The 22,589-nt window shown below is 43.9% G+C and carries 21 protein-coding genes; 5 read left to right on the top strand and 16 right to left on the bottom strand.

The genetic code is table 11. The features are described 5' to 3' along the window. Positions 1-52: 52 nt before the first annotated feature. The 3 genes from L0P89_RS15440 to L0P89_RS15430 form a co-directional block, all read right to left on the bottom strand. Positions 53-1,504: a hypothetical protein gene (locus L0P89_RS15440; RefSeq protein WP_235266011.1), complete on the bottom strand. Its 1,452-nt coding sequence runs from the start codon at positions 1,502-1,504 to the stop codon at positions 53-55. Positions 1,505-1,968: 464 nt separating this feature from the next. Beyond that, positions 1,969-2,721, bottom strand: a complete 753-nt coding sequence (locus L0P89_RS15435; protein ID WP_235266010.1) for a hypothetical protein — start codon at positions 2,719-2,721, stop codon at positions 1,969-1,971. Positions 2,722-3,240: 519 nt separating this feature from the next. Continuing rightward, the gene (locus L0P89_RS15430) at positions 3,241-4,164 is read right to left on the bottom strand and encodes an EamA family transporter (protein ID WP_235266009.1); all 924 of its coding nucleotides are present in this window, start codon (positions 4,162-4,164) and stop codon (positions 3,241-3,243) included. 105 nt (positions 4,165-4,269) lie between these two features. On the opposite strand from L0P89_RS15430, the gene L0P89_RS15425 reads away from it, so the two are divergent. Together L0P89_RS15425 and L0P89_RS15420 are read left to right on the top strand one after the other, a co-directional pair. Continuing rightward, the gene (locus L0P89_RS15425; RefSeq protein WP_235266008.1) at positions 4,270-4,890 is read left to right on the top strand and encodes a glutaredoxin domain-containing protein; all 621 of its coding nucleotides are present in this window, start codon (positions 4,270-4,272) and stop codon (positions 4,888-4,890) included. 63 nt (positions 4,891-4,953) lie between these two features. Beyond that, positions 4,954-6,210 (top strand): mechanosensitive ion channel family protein, encoded by a 1,257-nt coding sequence (locus L0P89_RS15420; RefSeq protein ID WP_235266007.1) that lies wholly within the window; start codon positions 4,954-4,956, stop codon positions 6,208-6,210. Between the two features lie 10 nt (positions 6,211-6,220). On the opposite strand, the gene L0P89_RS15415 is transcribed toward L0P89_RS15420, so the two are convergent. From L0P89_RS15415 to L0P89_RS15400, 4 genes are all read right to left on the bottom strand, one after another. After that, a complete protein-coding gene (locus L0P89_RS15415; RefSeq protein WP_235266006.1) occupies positions 6,221-6,913 on the bottom strand; it encodes a protein-L-isoaspartate(D-aspartate) O-methyltransferase in 693 nt (230 codons plus the stop codon). A gap of 42 nt (positions 6,914-6,955) precedes the next feature. After that, complete coding sequence (locus tag L0P89_RS15410; protein WP_235266005.1) at positions 6,956-10,207, bottom strand: VPS10 domain-containing protein; 3,252 nt, start codon at positions 10,205-10,207, stop codon at positions 6,956-6,958. Positions 10,208-10,291: 84 nt separating this feature from the next. Then, complete coding sequence (locus L0P89_RS15405; protein ID WP_235266004.1) at positions 10,292-10,702, bottom strand: DUF3052 domain-containing protein; 411 nt, start codon at positions 10,700-10,702, stop codon at positions 10,292-10,294. 3 nt (positions 10,703-10,705) lie between these two features. Further along, positions 10,706-11,050, bottom strand: coding sequence for a winged helix-turn-helix transcriptional regulator (locus L0P89_RS15400; RefSeq protein WP_235266003.1), 345 nt, complete (start codon positions 11,048-11,050; stop codon positions 10,706-10,708). A gap of 106 nt (positions 11,051-11,156) precedes the next feature. Here L0P89_RS15400 and L0P89_RS15395 point away from each other — a divergent pair, with 106 nt between their 5' ends. Together L0P89_RS15395 and L0P89_RS15390 are read left to right on the top strand one after the other, a co-directional pair. Beyond that, positions 11,157-11,930 (top strand): type 1 glutamine amidotransferase domain-containing protein, encoded by a 774-nt coding sequence (locus L0P89_RS15395; protein WP_235266002.1) that lies wholly within the window; start codon positions 11,157-11,159, stop codon positions 11,928-11,930. Continuing rightward, a complete protein-coding gene (locus L0P89_RS15390; RefSeq protein WP_235266001.1) occupies positions 11,927-12,556 on the top strand; it encodes an NADPH-dependent F420 reductase in 630 nt (209 codons plus the stop codon). Before L0P89_RS15395 ends, L0P89_RS15390 begins: the two co-directional genes overlap by 4 nt. A gap of 38 nt (positions 12,557-12,594) precedes the next feature. Here L0P89_RS15390 and L0P89_RS15385 read toward each other — a convergent pair whose 3' ends face one another. Both L0P89_RS15385 and treF read right to left on the bottom strand, forming a co-directional pair. Continuing rightward, a complete protein-coding gene (locus L0P89_RS15385; protein WP_235266000.1) occupies positions 12,595-13,704 on the bottom strand; it encodes a DUF2652 domain-containing protein in 1,110 nt (369 codons plus the stop codon). Positions 13,705-13,710: 6 nt separating this feature from the next. Further along, the gene (gene treF, locus L0P89_RS15380) at positions 13,711-15,291 is read right to left on the bottom strand and encodes an alpha,alpha-trehalase TreF (protein ID WP_235265999.1); all 1,581 of its coding nucleotides are present in this window, start codon (positions 15,289-15,291) and stop codon (positions 13,711-13,713) included. 78 nt (positions 15,292-15,369) lie between these two features. On the opposite strand from treF, the gene L0P89_RS15375 reads away from it, so the two are divergent. Beyond that, positions 15,370-16,014, top strand: coding sequence for a GntR family transcriptional regulator (locus tag L0P89_RS15375; protein ID WP_235265998.1), 645 nt, complete (start codon positions 15,370-15,372; stop codon positions 16,012-16,014). A 223-nt stretch (positions 16,015-16,237) separates the two neighbouring features. Here L0P89_RS15375 and L0P89_RS15370 read toward each other — a convergent pair whose 3' ends face one another. From L0P89_RS15370 to L0P89_RS15340, 7 genes are read right to left on the bottom strand one after another with little or no spacing between them, the layout of a single operon-like run. Next, positions 16,238-17,326 carry an amidohydrolase family protein gene (locus L0P89_RS15370; RefSeq protein WP_235265997.1) on the bottom strand — a complete coding sequence of 363 codons (1,089 nt, stop codon included), beginning with the start codon at positions 17,324-17,326 and terminating at the stop codon, positions 16,238-16,240. A 6-nt stretch (positions 17,327-17,332) separates the two neighbouring features. After that, positions 17,333-17,932: an NTP transferase domain-containing protein gene (locus L0P89_RS15365; protein WP_235265996.1), complete on the bottom strand. Its 600-nt coding sequence runs from the start codon at positions 17,930-17,932 to the stop codon at positions 17,333-17,335. Positions 17,933-17,937: 5 nt separating this feature from the next. Beyond that, complete coding sequence (locus L0P89_RS15360) at positions 17,938-18,948, bottom strand: XdhC family protein (protein WP_235265995.1); 1,011 nt, start codon at positions 18,946-18,948, stop codon at positions 17,938-17,940. Further along, complete coding sequence (locus L0P89_RS15355) at positions 18,945-20,144, bottom strand: molybdopterin molybdotransferase MoeA (protein ID WP_235265994.1); 1,200 nt, start codon at positions 20,142-20,144, stop codon at positions 18,945-18,947. Before L0P89_RS15355 ends, L0P89_RS15360 begins: the two co-directional genes overlap by 4 nt. Further along, positions 20,141-20,923: a sulfite exporter TauE/SafE family protein gene (locus L0P89_RS15350; RefSeq protein ID WP_235265993.1), complete on the bottom strand. Its 783-nt coding sequence runs from the start codon at positions 20,921-20,923 to the stop codon at positions 20,141-20,143. The genes L0P89_RS15355 and L0P89_RS15350 overlap by 4 nt, the downstream gene beginning before the upstream one ends. Further along, positions 20,914-21,981 carry a HesA/MoeB/ThiF family protein gene (locus L0P89_RS15345; RefSeq protein ID WP_235265992.1) on the bottom strand — a complete coding sequence of 356 codons (1,068 nt, stop codon included), beginning with the start codon at positions 21,979-21,981 and terminating at the stop codon, positions 20,914-20,916. The genes L0P89_RS15350 and L0P89_RS15345 overlap by 10 nt, the downstream gene beginning before the upstream one ends. Continuing rightward, a complete protein-coding gene (locus L0P89_RS15340) occupies positions 21,981-22,577 on the bottom strand; it encodes a molybdenum cofactor guanylyltransferase (protein WP_235265991.1) in 597 nt (198 codons plus the stop codon). The genes L0P89_RS15345 and L0P89_RS15340 overlap by 1 nt, the downstream gene beginning before the upstream one ends. Between the last annotated feature and the right edge of the window lie 12 nt (positions 22,578-22,589).

Genomic DNA, 22,589 nt, shown 5'->3' with positions numbered 1-22,589 from the left:
CCAAAATACTCATTAATAATTGAGTATTTCGGTGCTTTAAAAAAATGGTTGGTTAATTCACTGCCTTAATCGCCCTGCCCAAATGAGAATCAGAGTCTATGTCCATACAGGCAGACCGATATGCATCTTTAACGGTACTTGAGCTCTCATTGACAACCGATGAAAACCGGAGCAACGATTCTGCTTTGTGATAGTCAGAGTTGATAGAATGGGTTGCCCGTAAAATCGTGATCAACTGTTCTTCTGTAAATTTCTGCTTGGCAAGGTTCTTAAAAACTTCTGCCTTGTGATGGTCAGAGTTGATCCCTGTCAATGCCTCAAGAAATTCGTTCAAAGAACTGGATTTCAGTTTTTGGTGGTACACCACTTTTTTGAGCACATTGGCCCGATGGCTGTCTGAGTCCATGTTTTCCTCGACAAGTTTCAACAAATGCCCCAAAGCTTCATCATCGAGCTCATTTTTGGCCATATCGGCAAAAATCGAGGCGATATGGTGGTCTGAACTCATATTTTCAACCGAATTCAACAAAGTATGGTAAGCACTTTGCGATAGTTTTTCGGTTTTTAAGGCTTCACGTAATACCGTTGCCTTGTGATGGTCTGAATCAATATCTTTTGAAGTATTGACCAGCAGCTTAACGTTGTTGGGGGTAAGTTGACGATTGCGCATGGCCTCTAAAAGTACACTGGCCTTATGATGATCTGAATTGATGTCTTCGGCAATAACAAAAAGGGCTTTCATTTGGGTATCGGTAATATTGCCATCACGAATAGACTTCTTCAGCACATCTGCTTTGTGGTGATCGGAGTCTATATTACCCGTCGTTGTGATATAAGCGCTAGTAGCTTTTTCGGTTGTCAAAAAGGTGCTGCTATATCGCTTCAAGATATCTGCCTTATGGTGGTCAGAGTCGATTTCGCCCACAGCATTCAATATTGAAATCAAATCAGTGCTCTTAGGTTTTTTTTCAAGTAACAGTTTTATGTATCTGGCCTTTACATGGTTACTTTCAATCTTGTCAACCTCTTTCAATACTGCATACGACCCTCCCTTTCCATACATGCGGTCAACTCTTTTTTCGGCCCCCAAAGTCGTGCTCCTTACTACTTCGAGAAGAATTTCCGATAACCATTTGCGCCCTTCGGCATCAAAACTTCGTTGCGAACCTCCGACATAATATTTCTTGATAAGATTTCCCGAACCATCTGATTCTATAAATATTCTTCGTCTACTACCAAAGGCAGATTTCTTGATTTCCATATAGCCCCCACGGGAAATACCTATTACATCGGTATCGTCATCAGACAAAGTGATGTCTCCTTTATATTCGATATGGAAGTTGTTGCCAAAGCCATTTTTGATAGAGATGGTGGTCTTGCCATTGTCACTTACGTTGACAGATGTACTTCTTCGTTGTGCTTCAGTAGTACTCGGGGCAAGAAGAAAAAACAACAGTAAAATTTTGAGGATCAGTGAGGCAAGAAATTTTGTCAATAGATTCATGTCAGTTCATTTTTAAAAACTGCCCGCTAAAAATTGATTAGCAGGCAGGTTGATGATTGATTGATTGTTCGTTTTTTGATTGATGATGAAGCAAATATGCTCAGTATTTGGGTCATCAAAAAAAGCAATGTCGTGAATTGGACAATCAGCGTAGTGAAGTGTACAAAAGTCAAAAAATGGTCTGTGAACACAATGCAACAAAAGTACCCTGCATCGGTGTTTTCTACCCGAACTTCTGTTGATTATGGAAAAATTCCATTAGGGGGGCATTGGGTCCACCCAAACCCACCAGCATATGGTTTTGCACTACAAATGGATTATGTGCATCTGGTAAAAAATACCCTAAGGAGACATTACAACGCCACCCTTTAGATTTTCACCATTGAAAAGAGCTACACCCTTTTGATTACGCTCCAAAAACCAATAGTGTAAAAAAATAGGGGCCTTTCATTTGAACTATAAGGCTATTTAATTGCCTCCAATTCTTTTATAAGTCTCACTGAACATTCTTTGAAGAAATTCTCCAATACGTCTGGGGCCACGTATTCGTACGGGGCATCTCTATCGGTATCGATAGCATATAGTTTATTGGAGGCCCTTGTCGCATTGATCCTATATGTACAACCAAGAGTACAGGGTGTATAATAAAAGGTATAAGAGCCCACTAGGTCATTGTCTTTAACGCTTATCAGTTTGAACTCAGCAGAGGTGCCCGTAAATGCAAAGTTTACGTTTGCCGTTTGCTCGATACCGTTTTTATCTGTGAACTTGTTGGTATTGTGCTTAATGTCACCATAACTGACCAGTTCAAGAATAAGGTCTGTTTTGGTACTGTTGTGTATCTTGGCATAATCAGCGGAAACATTGTCATCTTCCAATACTTTGGCGAACATGGCCCTATCACGAACAATATAGTTGGCTTTGGCAAATTCTTTTTCAATGGTACTGTAAATGGTGTTGTTGATGAGTTTTTGGGCCTCGGTGATCTTATCTTCCTCAGAGGCCGGAACCCGCAATACCACAGATATGTTTTCTGCACTGTTCAGTGTTTTTGCCAATAAAGGTTTGGTGAAAATTTCATCTTGCTTGGGTTGCAGTGCGAAGGTTGCCTGTGTGTATTCAATAGGAATGGGCTTGGGGGCCTTGCTGCCTATCACACCCAAAATTCCAATGGCAACCACTGTGATGCCGATAAGGTGTAATTGTACTTTTTTCATAGGTTGGGTTGTTAGTAAAAAAATAAATGCTAAAAAGATATAAATAAAAAGATCTATCCAATCGAACGTTCCACCGACCATTCCCATACCCTGAAGCATTTCACTGGTCACCGGAAGCACCCATAAGAGCATACTGTAAAAATTCGGGTATCGCTGAACCTTCAACTCAATTGCCATCAAGTACGCAGCCATACACCATAAAGTGTCCGCCAAATGGTTTTTTATCCAAAAGGTCAATGGATTGACATCTTCAAAAATTGCTGAACTCGAAATATTCAACAATTCAAAAGCATAAATTTCAGGTCTAAACAACCAGTAAGAAACCAACCCAGAAACAATGCATACTATGGATAAAAAAACTCTGAGCATCCTAAGTAGTATCTATCTTGAAATGTACAAAAAAAGCGTACGATAACCGCGAAATGTTCAAGCAAATAGGTGATTTGTTAATCACAATACAATTACTTTTGTCCTTTTTGGTCGGGATAAGAACAAAACGCTCAATGGTAACCTTAAAAGCTACTGTACTTTCTTAAAGCGAGAGAACAATTGCCATTTTTTCTTTGAATTGATAAAATACACTCCCATAAACAGTACAATGGCCGCGATGATCGACTGCAGGGTAATCTGTTCATTCAAGAAATACCAACCCAAGAACATGGCGACAATAGGATTCACATAGGTGCTGGTGGCCACCTTTTCGGGCGAAACATGTTTGAGCAGGTAATTGAAAGAGGTAAACGCTATAATACTGCCGAAAACAATCAGGAGCACCATGACTCCCTGTACTTTGGTGCTCCATTGCCACGGACCTGACCATTCTTCTTTGATGATGAAGCTTATCAATAACATGGTGAGGCCACCGAACAACATCTGATAGCCCGTATTGACAAAAAAATTCTTGGGCAGATCAGCCCTACCCACAAAAAGACTACCGTAGCCCCAAGCCAGTAACGCCAAAAAAACCAAAAAGACACCCAAGAAAAAGTTTTCATGTTGCACCAGCGCTTTTTGGCTCACCAACAGGTAAATACCCAAAAAGCCCAACACCACGCCCACCATTGACATCAATTGTATCTTTCTGCCTTGCAGTAACCACATCATCAACAATATCACCAAGGGCTGGGCCGAAATTATCAAAGCTTCAAAACTGCTATCTATATACTGCAGGGCCCAAACGGCGAAACCGTTGCCAATACTTAGAAAAAGAAACCCTGCAATGAAGGTGTTCAGTAGTTGCCTAAGGGTCACACCGACGTTTTTGCGCATCAAGGCCACTATCAAAAAAATGAGAAGGCCGGCCACGACAAAACGCATACCTGCCAACATAAAAGGTGGTAGTTCGGTCACTGCTATCTTATTCCATAAATAGGTAGATCCCCAAATAACATAAATTGAGAAAAAGCATAGAACCACCAATGTGGGATTCGGATGTTTGCCCATACACTCCTCTTATTTGACGATATCAATATTACAGCTAATAAACCAGCCTGCCAATTTGTGGGAAGCTATAATTTCTTATCTTGAAAAAAGCTAATTCACATAGAAATGCACAAATTTTTATTCTTCCTTTTGGTTACCACATCATTTTTCGGGCAGGAGTCACCAAGGGTCAAGGTGGTTGAAGAAGCCAAGGGCAATCGTATGGCCTTTTACGCCTATAATGAAGATCACCGTGATTTTGACGTGCTTTTTAAAGTGAAAGGGACCAATTTCAGACAAAGTGCGGCCAAACCTCGCTGGATAAGGATACCATCGGCCTCGAAGGTACATTTGAAGACCATTATCCTGCTTCGAAACAAAAAGCCCCAGTACAACTATACACTTGATGTCAATGACAGTTTATCTCGACGTGCCCTGAAAAAGGAATATACCCCGATTGAAATTCCACCAAAGATGATACAGCCCAAAAAGCACATTACCATTTATGTGACAGAAACATGCCCAACATGTGATTCGATCATCGACAAACTCAATAGAAACCATTATATATTCAAAAGCATTAGACTTTCGGAAAAACCCAAAATAAAAGAATACTTGTCGAATGCATTACAGGCAAGGGAAAAACCATTGGACTCACTGCAAAATCCGATCATAAACTTGGGAGGGTACCTGTACACTTGGATAAAGGATTATGATATGCTCTTGGAGGAATTGAATAAAGAATAATCTGGCATAAATCAAGGTTCAAGTTCTGCCCATTCATTAATTTTGCACTCGAATATTAAGGGTATGGAAAAGAACAGGTGGTTTCATTTTATATACGAATATCTAGTAGAAAAAGGTGTTTCAGAAGTCAATTCCGCTTATCTGAACACAACGCTTTTGTTCATTCTCATGATCGCTCTCGTTTTGTTGATCGATTATGTGGCCTGGAAAAGTATTCGATCCCTATCGGCCCGTGTGGCAAGAAGTACAAAGACCAATTTTGACGACATGATGGTCGCAAACCGCCTGCCAAGGCATCTTGCGCATGTTATACCCCTTTTGCTGGCCTTTGAGCTTACACCGTTCGTGTTTTATGACTTTTCGTACGCTGAAAACATTGCGATGAAAATACTCTACATACTCTGGGTAGTCGTCATCCTCAGAATCATTAGAAGTTTTCTGCATACGCTCAAAGATTATCTGAAAACACTACCAAAATTTAAAGATAAACCCATTGCCAGTTACATTCAGGTCTTCATGATTTTTGCTTGGATCGCGGGCATTATGACCATTATCGCGATCATTACCGATATCAGTTTTTGGAAATTTTTCACTGGTCTTGGTGCCGCCTCGGCGGTTATTCTTTTGATTTTCAGGGATACTATTTTGGGGTTCGTGGCCAGCATTCAGGTCAGCATCAACGATATGGTACGTATCGGTGACTGGATTACCTTCGAAAAATACGGTGCCGATGGTGATGTGATCGAAATCACCCTTGCCACGGTCAAGGTGCAGAACTTTGATAAGACCATTACCACCATACCCACCTATGCGCTGATTTCAGATAGTTTCAAGAACTGGAGAGGTATGCAGTCTTCTGGCGGAAGGCGCATGAAGAGAGCAGTAATCTTGAAGCAACAGAGCATCAAATTTTTGACGGACCAAGAAGTTGATTCGCTTAAGAAGATTGAATTGGTCAGACCCTACCTAACAGACCGGCAAGAGAAAATAAAGGCTCATAATACCTTAAAAGAAGTCGATAAATCATCGCTCATAAACGGAAGAAACCTCACCAATCTGGGGGTTTTTAGAAAGTATATCGAAACCTATCTTGAAAAGCATTCGGCCGTCAACAAAGACATGACCCTAATGACACGCCAATTAGAACCGACCCCGCAGGGCATCCCCCTAGAGGTCTATGCGTTCAGTAGCGACAAACGCTGGCAGAACTATGAGTACATCATGGCCGATATCTTTGATCATATTTTGGCGGCAGTACCTTATTTCGGACTGGAAATCTACGAGCTGCCCACCTCATTGAAGACCGAAGCGATTTCATAGATCAAAAACTTCAATCGTTTCTTGTGAAGGGCACGAACCGAACGGCCATCAAACTCTTTTTTTTGATTTTGTCGTTCTTCTTGGTCAGCAATATTAAATCGCGTACCCCGTGATGGGGACCTACAGGAATCACCATTCGGCCACCATCTTTCAATTGTTCGACCAATGGCTCGGGAATCTGCTCGGCCCCTGCCGTGACGATGATGGCATCGAAAGGGGCTTGTTCGGGCCAGCCATCGTAACCGTCCCCCACCCTGACCTTTACATTTTCGTATTGCATCGATTGTAGCAATTTTTCTGCCCTTTTACCCAACTCTGGAATAATCTCAATGGTATAGACAGAATCGACTATTTCTGCCAAAATAGCCGCTTGATAGCCCGAACCCGTACCGATTTCAAGTACTTTTTTGTTCTTCCAAGGTTTAATGGCCTGGGTCATAAAAGCCACCATATAGGGTTGGGAAATGGTCTGCTTCATACCTATTGGCAGCGGGCCATCACTATACGCATGTATTTGTTGGTTTTCTGGCACAAAAAGATGACGGGGCACCTTAGACATTGCCTTAAGCGTGTTCTTGTCAAAAATGCCCCGTGCCTTCAGTTGACTTTCGACCATGGTCTGACGCATGGCGGTATAGTCGGTTTGGGAAAGACCGTTATGCCCCAAAAGCATTGTAAATAGTATTCCAATAAACCATTTCATCTTTTCCCAAACGACCATTTTTTTGCATTGTTTAAGGGTTTTCTAGAACCTCTGCCCTTCGATCCACGGAGCACCCGAAGCCTTCAATTCAGCTTCAATAGCAGGCAAGGTCGTATCAACCATGTTGCGTAAATTCGATTTGACACCATTCATTTGTTTTTGTGCTCTTGCGAATGCCTTTTTATGGTTTTCGGTAGGGCCATAGGTGTTGTTCAAGGCCACAAAGCCCACAAAGGCACCGTCACCCGGACTTGGGGGATTTCGCTCACCTATCTCATTTTTGGCAGTATTGCCCTGCATCACCGCTTTCATGCCAAGCAATTTTTCTTTAGCATCGTGAATTTTTGAATACAGTTGATCTGAAGGACGTTTCGCTTGTTTAAAGGCACGCTTCATGGCATCTACCTTTTTCAATCCATTTTCAAGATGGGTGTTGATGGCCTTCAAGTCTTGTTGGTATGCTTGAAAATCTTCCCTAAAGGCATCGATTTCTGATGTGGGTTTGGCAGGTAGCGCTCCATCACGAAGCTTTTTGACCTCAAAATTCATGGGGCCTGCCAATTGTTTTAGGGTACCATCGATATTTTCATAAAGGGCCACCGAATAGGTGCCGGGTGTTGCCATGTAGGGCGAACCAAAAAAGTTGTCATCATCGCTTGGCTTTGGCGCTTTGAGTGACACCCCACTTCTACTGGCATGGGCAAGGTCCCATGCAACACGGTTGAACCCTTTTTTGGCAGTAGCTTTGACCGTATTGACCAAATTGCCATCTGCATCTTTTATCATTAAGAACAGTCCAGGTTTTTCTTGCTGTTTTTCTTCCGCCAGGGCTTCCCAACCAGGAAAAGGGATATTGGCTTTTTGCTTGGTCAGCTCTTTTTCTTTTTTGACCCGTTGATCTTTCATAGACTCATATTTCTTGGGAAGGTAGTAGGTGAACACCGCACCAAAGGGCGGATTTTCGGCCACATATTCATTGTTTCCTTGCCCATAAACCCCGTCTTTGGGCACATACCAATAGGCGGGTCGGGTATTGAAAAACTGTACTTCATTCTTTTTTGCAGGGTCAAAATCACGAATGGGTGAAATATCGTCCAGCACATAAAATCCCCTTCCGAAAGAAGCGGCCACCAAATCATTTTCCCTTCGTTGAATAGTAATGTCCCTGAAAGAAATAGTGGGTAGACCACCCTTTAATTGTTGCCAGTTTTTACCTCCGTCCTTAGTGAAATATATCCCGAATTCCGTGGCGGTGAACAATAGGTCTTTGTCTTCATGGTCTTGAACAATACGCCAAGTCAATAGGCGCTTGGGTAAGTTGCCGTTCATGAAGCTCCAAGTACGACCTTTGTCGGTACTCTTGAGCAGATAGGGCTTGAAATCACCCTCTTTGTGGTTGTCGAGTACCAAATAAACCGTGTTGGCATCATAAAGATCGGCCCGTACATCGTTGACAAAAGCTCGATCAGACACGCCCTTAATGCTACCCAGCGCAATCTTGCGCCAATTGGCCCCTCCGTCTTCGGTTACTTGAAGAATACCATCATCTGTGCCCGCATAGATCAACCCCTCTTGCTTGGGCGACTCGGCCAAAGAGGTAATCGTATTGTAGTTGCTCATGGCATCGACATCCCAGGGGTTGTCCCAGCTTTGCTGTTTGCCCATAATGGGGAGTGTCAACCGTTCTTCATTACGGGTCAAATCATTGGAAATGGCCGTCCACGAATCTCCCCTATTCTCTGACTTCCACACCCGATAGGAAGCAAAATAGAGACGTGTGGGCTTGTGCGGACTCACCAAAATGGGTGCGTCCCAGTTGAAACGCTCATGGGGATCACCTTCAGCGGGTTGCGGTTGTATAAATACCGTTTCACCCGTAGTTTGGTCGATACGCCACAACCAACCCTGTTGAAACTCGCCATAGGTGATATCAGGATTACCCGGTTCGATTGCCGATTGGTGCCCATCGGCCCCAAGGGTGATCCACCAATCATGGTTGAGAATACCGGCCGAACTTGTGGTTCTCGATGGCCCGCCATGTGAACCGTTATCTTGCGTGCCCCCATAAATATTATAGAAGGGTTCTGAGTCATCGACGGCAACCTTGTAATACTGGGTGATGGGTAAATTATCGAAATAACGCCAAGTTTTGGTCAGGTCATACGATTCGTATAAACCACCATCTGTACCGAACAGTACATAATAGGGATCGTCTTTTTTGAAGGCCATCGCATGGCTATCGACGTGCTTCTTTTTTTCGTTCATGAAATTGAAGGTCTTGCCATGGTCAACGGATACCTGCACGTAGTTGCTCATCAGATACAAACGGCCCTCTTGGTGCGGCGAGGCATACAATTCTTGATAATAATGTGGGCCCGTACCCCCAGAAACGGCATCGGATTGTTTAGACCATGAAGCACCCCCATTTCGAGAAATGAACAGTCCGCCTTTTTTCCTATCCAATTCAATCGCCGCATAGATGACATCGCTATCGAAGGGTGAGATGGCCAAACCGATTTTTCCCAAGTTTGACTTTGGAATGCCCTGTTTCAATTCAGTCCATGTTTGGCCCCCGTCGGTACTTTTATGAATTCCCGTGCCAGGACCACCACCCATGTACGCTGCCACTGTCCGGTGCCTGTCCCAAGTGGCCGCATAAAGTACATTGGAATCGTTCGGATCCATTTCCATGTCGGTAACGCCCGTCCACTCATTGCCACCAAGTGTTTTGGTCCATGTGTTTCCACCATCCTCTGAAAGATAAAGACCGCGCTCACCGCCCTTGCTCCATAACGGACCCTGTACGGCCACATATATTTTGTTCGAATTCTCAGGATCAATAATAATTTTCGAAATATGCTCTGAAGCTTTTAACCCCTTGTTCTTCCAGGTCTTTCCTTCATCATGGCTGACGTAGATGCCGTCGCCAAAACCAACATGGCGGCCACCCACGTTTTCACCGGTGCCCACCCAAACCGTGGAAGGATTATTGGGATCGATGGTCACGCAACCTATTGAATAACTCTTTTCCTTATCAAAAATAGGTTTGAAGGTCGTGCCCGCATTGACCGTTTTCCATACTCCGCCCGACCCTACGGCCACATACCAAACATTCTCATTTTCAGGATGGATGGCAATATCGGCAATACGGCCCGAGGTCAGTGCTGGCCCCAGATTTCGGAACTTTAGTCCTGCATGGATGTCGGCTTCCTTTTTTTCGTTTTCCTGTGAAATACCAGTTGCAATTGTACATAAGGTGAAAAAGGCGAGCAAGCCTTTCAAACGTAGTCTCATAATCGATAGGTTTTTAATTAAAAAAGTGGTTGAAGATAACCAAAAACAACTCTTTTTCTAAGAAGATTATTGTTAAAATACGGGCTATCTGTCCTTAAGGCGATACATGAATTTTAGTCCGCTCCAATCACCATCAATGGCCGCCACCTTGGTATCGACCAACCCAATGGCCAACAAATGGTCACGAATGTGATCACGCTTTATATCAGAAGGTATTTCAGAACTACCCTTTGGCCAGCTTACCCATAGCATACCGGTTTTTTTGAGCAACTCTTTGCAGGTCCCTGCCCGTTTTTTCAATTCGCTTTGTGAGGTGCAGAACAGATGCACAAAATCTATGGAACCAGGTTTGGGCTTTTTCACTACCTCAATATCGGATGGCACTAACTCGAAAAGTTTCCAGTAATGTTCGGGCTGGTTTTTAAGATGGATGGTAAAACCAGATTTGATACCCAGTTTTTTGAAGAGCGGTGTCTTTGAATAACCGGCCGGCATTGACTATTCGATTATGTTTTCCTCTGTCATCAGTGAGAGTCCATAGTTTCTAATGGTCTCAATAACAGGAATGGTTCGTTTGCCTTTTGCCGTTATCGAATATTCCACTTTTGGAGGTACTACGGCATACACTTCCCTATGCACAAAACCCTCTTTTTCCAATTCCCTTAATTGCGAGGTCAGCATCTTATCAGTGATATGCGGAATGTCTTTTTTCAGCTCACCGTACCGCATCACCCTGTTTTGCAATCGCCACAGGATTGGAATCTTCCAAGTGCCCCCAATACGGTCCATTGCAAACTCCACCGGATTGTAATACAACTTGTTATTGTACAAAAACTCTGGCATAATTCATTGATTTTCAAATTACTTTCAAAAAAGTAAGTACCATACTTTTTGGTAAGTATCTTCATAAAGATAGCGGTTTAAAAGAAATTTGGTCAAAAACAAACAAATGGATTTACCAAGAGAAGAAAACAGTTACGTACACTTTCATGGGGCAGACCATAAGGGCAGAATACTTATGGTGCTCAGCAGTCCGGCCATTTCTAAACAAACAGGATGGCCCATTGGCTTTTGGGCCTCAGAACTGACACACCCCCTTCATGTTTTTCAAGAAGCTGGTTATGAAGTGGAATTGGCCTCGACCGAAGGGGGAAAAGTGGTCATGGATGCATTCTCAGATCCGACCGATGAAAGTGGCTATTCGGCCCATGATGTGATTTCGCTAGGCTTTATGCAGTTAAATTGGTTTGATCAACTACTCGAAAACACTTCAAAGCTGACCGATATTGACCCCGATCGATTCGATGCCATTTTTTTGGTGGGTGGTCAAGGACCCATGTATACGTTTAAAGGCAATACCGATTTGGAAAAACTATTTGTCTCATTTTTTGAAGCCCAGAAGCCCAGTGCCGCTGTATGCCACTCCACTACCCTACTTTTAGAAGCTAGAAAAATGAATGGAGAGTTGTTGGTAACAGATAAAACATGGACAGGTTTTGCCAATGCTGAAGAAGACTTTGCCGATCAGGCCGTGGGTCAGAAGATACAGCCTTATCGAATTGAAGACGAGGCCATAAAACTTAAAAACACTACTTTCAAAGTAGCGGCACCTTTTTCATCGTATGCCATTGCCGATGGAAACCTTATCACCGGACAGCAACAAAATTCAGGTACAGCCGCAGCAAGAATGGTAATTGAACAACTCAGCAAATCAACAAGATGAAACTAGCATTTATCGGAATCGGAAATGTGGGCTTTGCCATTGCCCATACATTACAACAAAAAGGCCATGAAATTACCATTGCCACCAACGACCCAAATTCTAAAAGTGTCGCATCAGCGTTGAAAAAAAATGAAAATATGACCGCAAAGTCGATACAAGATGCCGTTGCCTGGGCAGAAATCGTTTTTTTGGCCGTTCCGTTCGGGGCTGTCGAAATGGTGCTAAACGAAATTGATTTTGAGGGAAAAACTTTGGTGGACTGTACCAATCCGGTTGGTCAGGGCATTTCACATGGGCTTAACAGTGAAATCTCCGGGTCGGAAAAAATACAGGCGTGGGCGCCCTCGGCCAAAGTGGTAAAGGCCTTTACCATTTATGGATATGAAAATTTACAGGATGCTTCCTTTCCCAACTACCCTAACAAACCCGTGATGTTGGTCGCGGGCGATGACCAAAATGCAAAGGAACAACTTAAACCTTTGATTGAAGAAACAGGTTATATGTATAAAGATACGGGAGCTTTAGACCAATCATTACATTTAGAACATATGACTCTGCTATGGGTGAAAATGGTCAGAAGGGATGGGCACCACCCTAACTTTGTCTGGAGCTATATGGAAAGATAATGGTCAAATCGAATGATTAGTCAGGCTTCAAAAAATTTCTAGCCACTTGTATCATTATCCGATCGTTCTTTGACCTCTGTAACCAAAAATTCTTCCAGTAACCTCAATGATTTTTCAAGTCTGGAACGAAAGATCTTTTTTACCGCAATGGCCATTAAAATCTTTTTGATCGGTGACTTGACCTTCCAATAGGTTTCAGCAGTTACCTCACAGCTTTCTCCATCAATGGGCTCCACGATATAAAACTGATATAGTTCATCTACGGGGCGAAGACTTTTGGTGAACTCTCCGTACACCAATTGGTTGTGTTGGGCCGGTTTGGTGACCGTCACAAAATCAAGTTGGGCTCCGTTGATCACGCAAAGGTGTTCGGTGCCCAATCTGGTAACCTCATTGGGGTTATACTCAAACGAATCGACCCCTTTCACCCAATGGTGGCGATATGAATAATTCGAGATATATTCATATAGTTGTGCGGCCGCTATAGTAAAAGTCTTTGTTGCCGTCAGTTGCGGAGGGGCATCAAATGAAACCGAAAAAGACTCTTCAACCTCTTGTAAATTCAAGCTCTCGGTATCGATCAGCGCATAGAGATATTCAATCTGTTTGCCATCATAGGTGTCAGTGCCTTGCCGAAAGCGAAACACCTTGCTGCTATAGGTATAGGATAATTGAATTTCAAGCGCCAATGGGCGACTGATCAACACATAGTTATCATGTTGAACAGAATTCTTCAAAAGTCGATGCACCTCAATGACCTCTTGCCCAAACGGTTTTCGATTTCCTTGAACTTCTATATGCTGTAACCTACCCGAATGGGCAATTATCTTCAATTTCAAATTGGGTGCGGTCGCACAGGCATTGCACGGGCAGACCCTATTCTTTTCGAACTTCTGCAAGTGGCTATAAAATGCGGCATACATCGATTCTATCTGGGCCAATAACTTTTCTTGGGAAGGGATTTGGTTCTCCTTATAAAAAAATAAGGCATCGCCCTCAACCTCGGCCAATTTCAATTCTTCGGTATTGGCAGCTATCAATACCTCGAGCAATTCTGCAATAACATGCTGGCTATGCTCGACCTCAGTGGTCTGTATGAATTGTGTGTAGCCTGAAATATCAGGTATGAACAGTAGCGACTTGGACATTTAGCATCAGTTCTGCTCCATTTCATCCAAAATTCTCTTGAAGCCCAAGGCCACACCATTGGTCCATCCGAAACCATCTTGGGTCTCATATTCGCCACCGCCTGACAGAAGGCTCAAGTCTTCAACATTGTACTTTTCCATCATCTTGCCCGTGTTCTTGAATACCTTTTCATTCAAAGCCAGCCATCGTTCCATGATCTCACGCGCTTCCTCTTCGTATCCGTAGGCCAAAAGACCTTTTACGGCCATCCACTGCAAGGGCGCCCAACCATTGGGGGCGTCCCACTGCTGGCCAGAATGGTTTAGGGTAGAGACCAGTCCACCATCCTTTAAAAATGTTTCCATCAGCATATTTTTGACCTTTTCAGCTTGCTCTTGGTCCGCTATGCCAAAAAACAAGGGAAAGGCCCCTGCCAATGTCAAATGGGGTGTATGTGCCTTAGTCTCAAAATTGAAATCCATGAAAAAGCCCTTTTCCTCGTTCCACAGCTGTTTTCTGATAAGGTTTTTTCGTTGACCGGCAAGCTTTGCGAAATGGTCTGCGATTTCTTCATCTCCCTTTAAACGACTGGCAGCGGCCAATTGCGTTTCGAGATGATAGAGCAAACAATTTAGGTCTACGGGAACAATGGAGGTGGTGCCCGTACTGGCAAAATCTTCTTCGAGGTACCATCTTGAGCTGAAATCCCAACCACTTTCGGCAGCGGAACGTAAATCTCTATAGAGCCGCTCTTTTTCTGCTTGAGTATTTTTTTCTGAAGCGAGGTGAAGATCTTCTTTATAGGCCTCTGGGCGGGCCGTATTGCCTTTGTCCCAATACCGATTGAGCAAACCGCCCCCGGTCATTAGCACCACATGCTGATCGGCACCATAAGGGCCCTCAATGCTGTCATGCGCCATAAAAAATTTATATTCTTTGGCCATTTCGGGTAGGTAATGCACCAGCATATTCTTGTCTTCTTGGGCCAATGTGCTGACCATAACGCCAAAAAATGGCGGTTGCGAACGGGTCAGGAAGTAATCACGGGTACCATTCGGTATAAAACCGATAGAGTCCAATAAAAAAGCAAAATTGTCGACCATGCTCTTTGCCAACTGTTTCTTATTGGCCGCCAATAGCCCCTCTATCGTGAAATAGCTGTCCCAATAATAGATTTCCTGAAAACGGCCGCCGGGCACCACGTAACGGTGTGGCAACGGTATACGGCTTGAATAGGGAATCAGCGTATCGGGGCCCCGGGCGAGTTTATCCCACATATTTTCAATATGTTCATACATGGTCTTGGTCGTATCGGTTCTGATTTCCAAAGATTTCATGGAACGATCTTCAAAATTTTCCTTCACAAAAACTTCCAGATCAAAATCAGCCTGTTTTTTGGCCTCAAGATATTTGATTTCCAATTCGGCAATGGATCCCTTGGGCACTAAATCAACAAATGTTTTAGAGTCTTCATAGACCGCTGCCAATTGCACATCTTTGAACAGTTGCGATTCATAAAGACTGTCAATTTTTTTGATTTCTACGGCTTGCCTGCAACCAGACAACAAGAACAAAAACAGGAATAAGGAAAAAACTTGTAATCTCACGATAGTAAGGTTTATTAATGTCCTAAGATACTGTAATAAATCCATACCTTAGACGTTAAAATCGTATACGATTCGGAAATGCTTCAAACCACCATACTGCGCGATAAAGTCAAGGATTTCATCTTGATGGAAATGCAAAAAGGTGCTCTTTCTGTTGGAAAGACCATCAATTTGGCCGCCCTTTCACGTAAATTGGGCATCAGCGTCACCCCCATCAGGGAAGCCCTCAGCCAACTTGAGGAATCCCAGATAATAAAAGCCGTGCCCAACCGTGGTTTTGTGGTGGCCGAACTGCAATTGAAAGAGGCCAAAGACCTTTATGCCACGGTATCACAGCTTGAGGTGATGGCCATTGAGGACTCGCATTTCACTGAAAAGGCCATTCGCGATCTAAAAAAAAGCCTTTTAAGGTTGCAACAGTCGCACACCCATAATGCAAGGCTACAGGCACGCTATAGGTTTCATGATTTGCTCATTGGGCACTGCAACAATCGTATCTTGATCCAACTTTTAAGGAAGCTGAAACACCGAATCTTATTTTATGAACAGGCCTTTATCAGGGATGCTTCGGTTTACGAAAACGTTGACAACCAAATGGAGGCCATTGTTCAGGCCATTGAAGAAGACAATATTCCGACAGCCGCTTTGATCTTAAAAATGAACTGGATGATCGTTTTGCAATATTTGGAAAAACGGCTGTCAACGGTTGAAAAAAATACCTAAGCTGATTGATCTTCAAGCTTCAATGGTTTTTTGACGATATCTTGCAACAATAACGCTGTTATTGCGTTTCATGGGTATGCAATTTTTGAACAAACAGATCGAAGCCTTGGCGAAAAAGCCGAAAAAATCATTGGTGAGACAACAGATTTCATGTGGAATCTTTCAAGAATATAATGACCACACCACTCCAAAAACCAAGTCTTTAGGCAAAGAGCGTTCTTAGCTATTCTTTGAACAATGATTTATCAAGGGTCGGAATGAGTTTCAACGCATTCTTATAATACACTTTCTTGAGCACGTCATCTGGCAGGTCTAGCCCATACATGGCCCAAAAGGCATGGTATTTTTTGTAATAGGGGAAGTATTCATCCGAAGTTTCCAAAACCCTGAAGTAGGTGGGAAACTCGCTGGGGTTCCAGGCATCCTTGCCAAAAAGAATACGCTCTTGATATTTGATGAAAAAAGCCTTTGCCTGCCTTGGTTGCCGCCCCAACTCGGCAATAACGGCCGCAATGCCCACATACATATTGGGCATTTCATCAAGCAACTCTCCCAACTTTTGCAGATCATTGGCATACCAGCCCATATGCGCATTGATGAATTTGGTATTCGGATGTTTTTTGAACATGCGATGCTGCTCATCAATAATCTGCTGCCAAGGAGCGGGATTGGTATCAGAGCGCTTTCTTCGCGGTCGCGTCTTCAATTCAAGCCAACGCTCATTGGTATTGTCCATCGGGTTCCAAAACGATTTTGGGTCTGCTGAATGAATCAATACTGGAATACCCAATTCACCACACTTTGCCCATATGGGATCAAGTCGCGGGTCATCAACGGCAACTCGGTTTCCATTGATATCTCTATTTCGAAGTCCAAGGCTTTTATAGATCTTCAATCCCTTTGCCCCCGCTCTGACATCTGCTTCCAATTGTGCGGCAGCCTCTTTGCCCCAATTGGGATTTCCGACCCTACTGAAATCCACATTGGCAAAAATGACAAACCGATTCGGGTAATGGTCATTGACATTTTGTAGTTTGGCCTTTAACTCCTCTCCAGATCCCCCGCTAAGATTTACCATAACACCCATGTTCAATGAATCCATGGCCGCAATGAGCTCAGATAGATTCTGTTCTGCCATGCGAAATTGGTGGCTGTGTATATCTATAAAAGTATATTTTGCTTTCAACGTTGGGTGTTCGGGCACCACTAAAGTGGATGTCGGATTATACTCTTCGAAACCCATTTCTTGTGCCATGGCGGAAAAAGCACAGAACAAAAGGGTTATGCATACTTCTTTCGTAAATCTCATCATGGGTGTCTATGTTTTCTGGCCATGTTCGTGATACAATTTATGGTACGTTTCAAGGGTATCGATATCTACGGCCTTTCCTTTTGGGGCCACTACTTCAAGTTGTTCAGCATTTTTTTCAAGTATTCTTTTTGCCCCGAAATCGGCATTCAATTCCAATAATTGGTCAAACAACGAGTTGTGGAAAACCGCAGGCACCCCCAGCCCTTTATCATATTGGGTGGCCGTTGTTTTGTTTTCTCTTTTAAAGGTGGTGGTCAATTCGATAAGATGCCCATGGCCCAACAGGGGTTGATCGGCCAGCATGATCAAGAGTCCGTCAACATCAAAGTTGTCGACCACATATCGCACGCCATGAGCAATGGAACACCCCAGGCCCTTTTCCCAGTTCTCATTGATGATGGTCTCAACAGTTTCAGGGAGTGTCTTTTTGATTTCCTTAGCATGCGCCCCCAGTACGACCACTACCCTATTCGACACTTTTTTTGCCTGCGCCACGGCGTGGTTCAACAAGGTACCGTGTTTCCAGGGGAGCAATTGTTTGGGCACACCCATGCGTGAAGAAGCGCCTGCTGCCAACAGCAATATCATAATTTTTTTGTCGCCCATATTCTTCAAGTATGGATTTTCCCTTCTTTTTCTTTTAAGCGTATGGGTTTTTTTTGATTGATGACCGTCAATATCTCTGAAAGTACAGATATGGCTATTTCTTGGGGGGTCTCTGCCCCAATGTCAAGACCTGCGGGGCCATGCATACCTTCCAGAAACTCGTCCGATATATCGGGGTGCCGTTCAAGTAGCGCATCAAATAATTTTTCGCGCCTATCGGCAGGGCCCAACAATCCGAAATAGGCTGGATCGGCATCTTTCAAGGCCATTAGATAGTGTAGGTCTTTTGCAAAACTGTGGGTCATCAGCACAATCGCCGTTTCATGGTCTACATTCAATAGCAATGACCCGCCCTCTGCTTGTATAAATTCAGTAGCACCCTTAAAATCTGAAATGGTTTTCTCTTCTCTCGGGTCGACCACTATGGTGACTTCCCATCCTGTCATGGCCGCATACGAGCAAAGTTGTACCGCATCGTGTTCGGCCCCAATGATGGCTATCTTGAAACAGGGCTGCATGGCCTGTTCAAAAAACTCGGTACCCTCTGGTAACTTCTCAAAACCATTTCGAACCCCGACCGCTTTATCGTCAAAATGAAAAAGAGAACCGAACACCTCTCGCTCAACATGCTGTTTCTGAAAGGCACTTATGATCTTGAATGGTTTTCGAGAACGGATGGTCTTCCAAAAAACATCCAAAAAAGTTGCACTTGGTGAAAAGGGTTCCAATAAAATATACAGAATGCCCTCACAGCCCAAGCGATAACGGCCGTCGTAGGTCATTACTTTTGGCGTACCCGTGGCAAAAACGCTTTCGGCCTGTCGAAGCACCTCTTTTTCTACACAGCCCCCGCTTACGGCCCCGACCATTTTACCATTCTCAAGCAATAACATACGAACGCCGGGGCGCCGATATGAAGATCCCTTTAAAGCGACCACAGTGACCAATACGGTCTTTATTCCCTTTTTTTTCGCTGCTTCATGGGCGTGCACTATGCTCTTCAGTTCATGCGTCATTGTAGTATTCTTTTTGTGGGATAAAAAGGCACTAGATCACCTTCGTTATAGTTTGTCTCAGGGTTGAAACGTACAAAACCGTTCGATAGGGCCAAGCTGGTCAAATCACCAGAACCATTGCCCATGACCAAGGTAGCCTTTAATCGACCACCTTTCAAATGTGCCTCGGCCCGGATAAAACGTGTCAGCCCGGTGGCATTCTCAAAAGCTTCACCAAGTACCACACTATGCTCAGTAAGCGGAAGACCCAAGGATCTTCGAAGCCATGGCAAAAAATAAACATGATAACTGGCGAAGGTCGAGGCAGGGTTTCCCGGAAAAGCAAAAACCGTGGCCCTACCATCTGCCTTGGCACCAAACCAAAATGGTTTTCCTGGGCGTTGGGCGACCCTATGAAATTCCTTGTCAACACCTAATTCTTGCAAGATTTTTGGCAGGTAATCGTATTTTCCCTTTGAAACGCCCCCGCTCAACAACAATACATTGTTTTCTCTCAAAGCGGCAGCCAATTCTTTTTTAATCTCTTCTTCAAAATCATTGATATGCAATAAATTACACTTTATACCTTCAACTCTTAATACAGCATCTAAGGAATAGCCGTTCGATTTTCTGATTTGATGCGGAAGCGGTTTTTCATCAACATTGACCAGTTCGTTCCCTGTTGAAACCACGGTTATTTTAGGAAGTTTTTTTACCAACACCTGCGCTTTGCCCACAGAAGCCAAAACACCGATTTCAGCTGCCTCGATCTTAGTGCCCTTTTTGAGTACCAATGCGTTCTTGGGCTCGTCACTTCCCTTTTTATGGATGTTCTGCCCGCTCGAAACGGCCCTCTCCAAAAATGCGGTACCCTTATCAATATTGATATGCTCGTACATCACTACCGTATCGGTATTTTCAGGTAGCATGGCTCCGGTCATCACTTCTATGCAGTTTTTGCGACCTTGTAAAATTTGCCTTGGACTTCCAGCAGCGGCAATACCTTCAATTTCGAATGAACGCACCCCGTTTTCATAGGCTTCATGGGCAATGGCAATACCATCTTTGGTCGCCCTGTCAAAAGGTGGAAAATCACGGTCTGCCCTAATATCTTCTGCCAATATCAGGCCATGGGCAGCATTCAAAGAAACTTGTTCGCTACCAAAATCCCCTGCGGCGCCCAATACCGATCGATATGCCTCTTCATATGAAATCATCTGAATACATTCAATTGCCATCCATTATCCAACAATACCCTTACACCGACCACAAAAACCAAAAGTGCGGTAATCAGACGGATTGTCTTAGCCGAAAACTGGCCCAGGCTCAACCGCACACCTATCTGCCCTCCAATAATGACCACGGCCAACAGTATGCCTATCTCGGGCCAAAACCATTCGAAAGTGCCCGCAAGGGCCAATCCGGTCAATCCAGAAACGGAATTTACCAAAATAAAAAAACTGGCCAGCGCGGCAATGACCAAGGGCCTGTCCCACTTAAGATAGTTCAACACAGGCGCCAAAAAAATACCACCCCCTATACCTACCAGACCTGAAAGCAGTCCGATGCCACCTCCCAACAAATACAGGAGATAGGATGGGTACCGCTTTGGTTCAAAATCAGTTTTCAACTGTATCGTCTGCATGGCCAAGGCAATGGCAGAAGCGATAAGGCTAATGCCCAAAATGATAAAAAAGACGTTCTCTTTAAGTCTAAAAGATGCCCCCAAGAACGCCATGGGAACACTGGTCACGACAAAGGGAAGAAATTTTTTTAACTGTAAGTGCCCTCTTTGAAAATACAAGTAACAGCTACCCGAGACCACCGCTAGATTGCATAGCAGCGCGGTACTGCGAATCACAAAAAAGCTGGTCAGCACCAAGGCCAAAATGGCCAAATAGCTTGACCCACCTCCAAAACCCACACTTGAATAGAGAAGCGCAATTATAAAAAAGATGGCCATAAGGCCCACAAATTCTCCGGTGGCTAAAGACATAGAGGTGCGGTTTTGTCCATTCCGCCCAAGATATGCAAAATTGATGCTTTTGGTTTTTCTTTTCGCACTATTTCAAGGGCCGCAGCACTTCGTTTTCCTGATTGACAGATAAGATACACTGTTGCACCAAAATTTATTTCATGAATTCTTGTGGGCAGTTCATGCAGGGGAATGTTCTTTGCCCCATCGAGATGATAATCGTTGTACTCATCGGGGTTTCGAACATCGATTACCTGCAATTTTTTGGTTTTCAGCCGTTCGGCAAATTCTTTGGCACTCAAAGACAATGTGCTTTCACAGTACGCAATGCCGTAGGATGCTTGCAGTTCGTTGATTTTTTTGTTCTCGGGATTTACCGCAAAACGTATTTTTTGCACCGTTTGCGTAAGACCTTCGTATACCAACAATTTGCCTGCTAGTACCTCACCTATGCCCGTAATGACCTTTACGGTCTCTAGCGCTTGCAAAGTACCTATGATGCCCGGCAGCACCCCCAGCACTCCGTTTTCATCGCAGTTCGGCACTTCATCGGCCCTTGGCATTTTAGGAAAAAGGCAACGATAGGTTGGCCCTTCTTTATGGTTGAAGACACTGACCTGCCCCTCAAAACCATGCAAAGCACCATATACAAAAGGTTTGTGAAGCATCACACAGACATCGTTTATCAAATATCGAGTGGCAAAATTGTCGGTGGCATCGACCACCACATCAAACCCTTCAATGATTTGCAGCGCATTATGTTTGGTCAAAAAAGTATCAAAAGGCACTAGGTCGGTGGTCGTATTTTGGCCTGCCAGTTTATCAAGCGCCACTTCGAGTTTTGGTTTTCCCACATCGTTTTCAGAATAGAGTACCTGCCGCTGTAGGTTATGTTTTTCAACCAAATCTTGTTCGACCAAACCCAATGTGCCGACGCCCATCGCATTCAAGTATTGCACGACCGGCAGTCCCAATCCACCAAGGCCCACCACCAATACGCTGGCTTGCGTAAGTTTTGCTTGACCCTCAGAACCAAAGTCCTTCAATTGCTGGTGTCTTATGTAGCGATCGTTGGCCATTACCTCAACTTTGATTTGGCAAATTGATACTCTGATAGCGAATTGGCGTTATACAGTACTTCATCGCGCTCGGGAAATACAAGTTCGGTATCTGAATTGATAAGATATTTTCTCGGACAACTACTTTCTGCCGTCTTCAAGTATTCTTTTGCCTTTTGCAGACCAGTCGGTTCCCAAATCGCCACCAAGGGCTCTGGCAGACTGCTCGCGTTGGTGGCATAGGCCGTGGCCGTTTTGTTCGTGTTTCGTTTCAAAACGAGATTCTTGAGCGCCACCTTGTTCAACAAGGGCAAATCACAGGCCAATACCAGCCAAGCCGCTCTGGGATATGTAGCATGTGCGGTCAGCATACCATTAAAGGGCCCGCGATAACGGTCATTATCAACAATGACCTTGAAATTATTGGGGATATTGTTTTTTTGATCAAGCCGAATACTTAGGTAGCAAGGCAATCCCAAGTTTTCCAATAACCCATAGAGATATTCTCGTTGAGGAATACCGTGATAATCCAATAAGCCTTTGTCTTCGCCCATTCGGGTACTTTTACCTCCTGAGAGAATCAGACCGTACAATGGTGATGTGCTATTATTTGACATATATTTTACAGT

The sequence above is a fragment of the Muricauda sp. SCSIO 65647 genome (assembly GCF_021534965.1).
Classification (GTDB): Bacteria; Bacteroidota; Bacteroidia; order Flavobacteriales; family Flavobacteriaceae; genus Flagellimonas_A.
The sequence above is the reverse complement of the archived record's forward strand: the minus strand, read 5'-3'. Positions and strand labels throughout refer to the sequence as shown.

Bases quoted from the DNA above. Each gene is read 5' to 3' on its own strand.
- L0P89_RS15410 (WP_235266005.1), bottom strand. From the start codon at position 10,207: ATGAGACTACGTTTGAAAGGCTTGCTCGCCTTTTTCACCTTATGTACA.
- L0P89_RS15405 (WP_235266004.1), bottom strand. From the start codon at position 10,702: ATGCCGGCCGGTTATTCAAAGACACCGCTCTTCAAAAAACTGGGTATC.
- L0P89_RS15425 (WP_235266008.1), top strand. From the start codon at position 4,270: ATGCACAAATTTTTATTCTTCCTTTTGGTTACCACATCATTTTTCGGG.
- L0P89_RS15440 (WP_235266011.1), bottom strand. From the start codon at position 1,504: ATGAATCTATTGACAAAATTTCTTGCCTCACTGATCCTCAAAATTTTA.
- L0P89_RS15350 (WP_235265993.1), bottom strand. From the start codon at position 20,923: ATGTCTTTAGCCACCGGAGAATTTGTGGGCCTTATGGCCATCTTTTTT.
- L0P89_RS15365 (WP_235265996.1), bottom strand. From the start codon at position 17,932: ATGGGCGACAAAAAAATTATGATATTGCTGTTGGCAGCAGGCGCTTCT.
- L0P89_RS15430 (WP_235266009.1), bottom strand. From the start codon at position 4,164: ATGGGCAAACATCCGAATCCCACATTGGTGGTTCTATGCTTTTTCTCA.
- L0P89_RS15345 (WP_235265992.1), bottom strand. From the start codon at position 21,981: ATGGCCAACGATCGCTACATAAGACACCAGCAATTGAAGGACTTTGGT.
- L0P89_RS15375 (WP_235265998.1), top strand. From the start codon at position 15,370: ATGCTTCAAACCACCATACTGCGCGATAAAGTCAAGGATTTCATCTTG.
- L0P89_RS15360 (WP_235265995.1), bottom strand. From the start codon at position 18,948: ATGACGCATGAACTGAAGAGCATAGTGCACGCCCATGAAGCAGCGAAA.
- L0P89_RS15395 (WP_235266002.1), top strand. From the start codon at position 11,157: ATGGATTTACCAAGAGAAGAAAACAGTTACGTACACTTTCATGGGGCA.
- L0P89_RS15435 (WP_235266010.1), bottom strand. From the start codon at position 2,721: ATGAAAAAAGTACAATTACACCTTATCGGCATCACAGTGGTTGCCATT.
- L0P89_RS15415 (WP_235266006.1), bottom strand. From the start codon at position 6,913: ATGAAATGGTTTATTGGAATACTATTTACAATGCTTTTGGGGCATAAC.
- L0P89_RS15385 (WP_235266000.1), bottom strand. From the start codon at position 13,704: ATGTCCAAGTCGCTACTGTTCATACCTGATATTTCAGGCTACACACAA.
- L0P89_RS15340 (WP_235265991.1), bottom strand. From the start codon at position 22,577: ATGTCAAATAATAGCACATCACCATTGTACGGTCTGATTCTCTCAGGA.
- L0P89_RS15355 (WP_235265994.1), bottom strand. From the start codon at position 20,144: ATGATTTCATATGAAGAGGCATATCGATCGGTATTGGGCGCCGCAGGG.
- L0P89_RS15420 (WP_235266007.1), top strand. From the start codon at position 4,954: ATGGAAAAGAACAGGTGGTTTCATTTTATATACGAATATCTAGTAGAA.
- L0P89_RS15390 (WP_235266001.1), top strand. From the start codon at position 11,927: ATGAAACTAGCATTTATCGGAATCGGAAATGTGGGCTTTGCCATTGCC.
- L0P89_RS15370 (WP_235265997.1), bottom strand. From the start codon at position 17,326: ATGATGAGATTTACGAAAGAAGTATGCATAACCCTTTTGTTCTGTGCT.
- L0P89_RS15400 (WP_235266003.1), bottom strand. From the start codon at position 11,050: ATGCCAGAGTTTTTGTACAATAACAAGTTGTATTACAATCCGGTGGAG.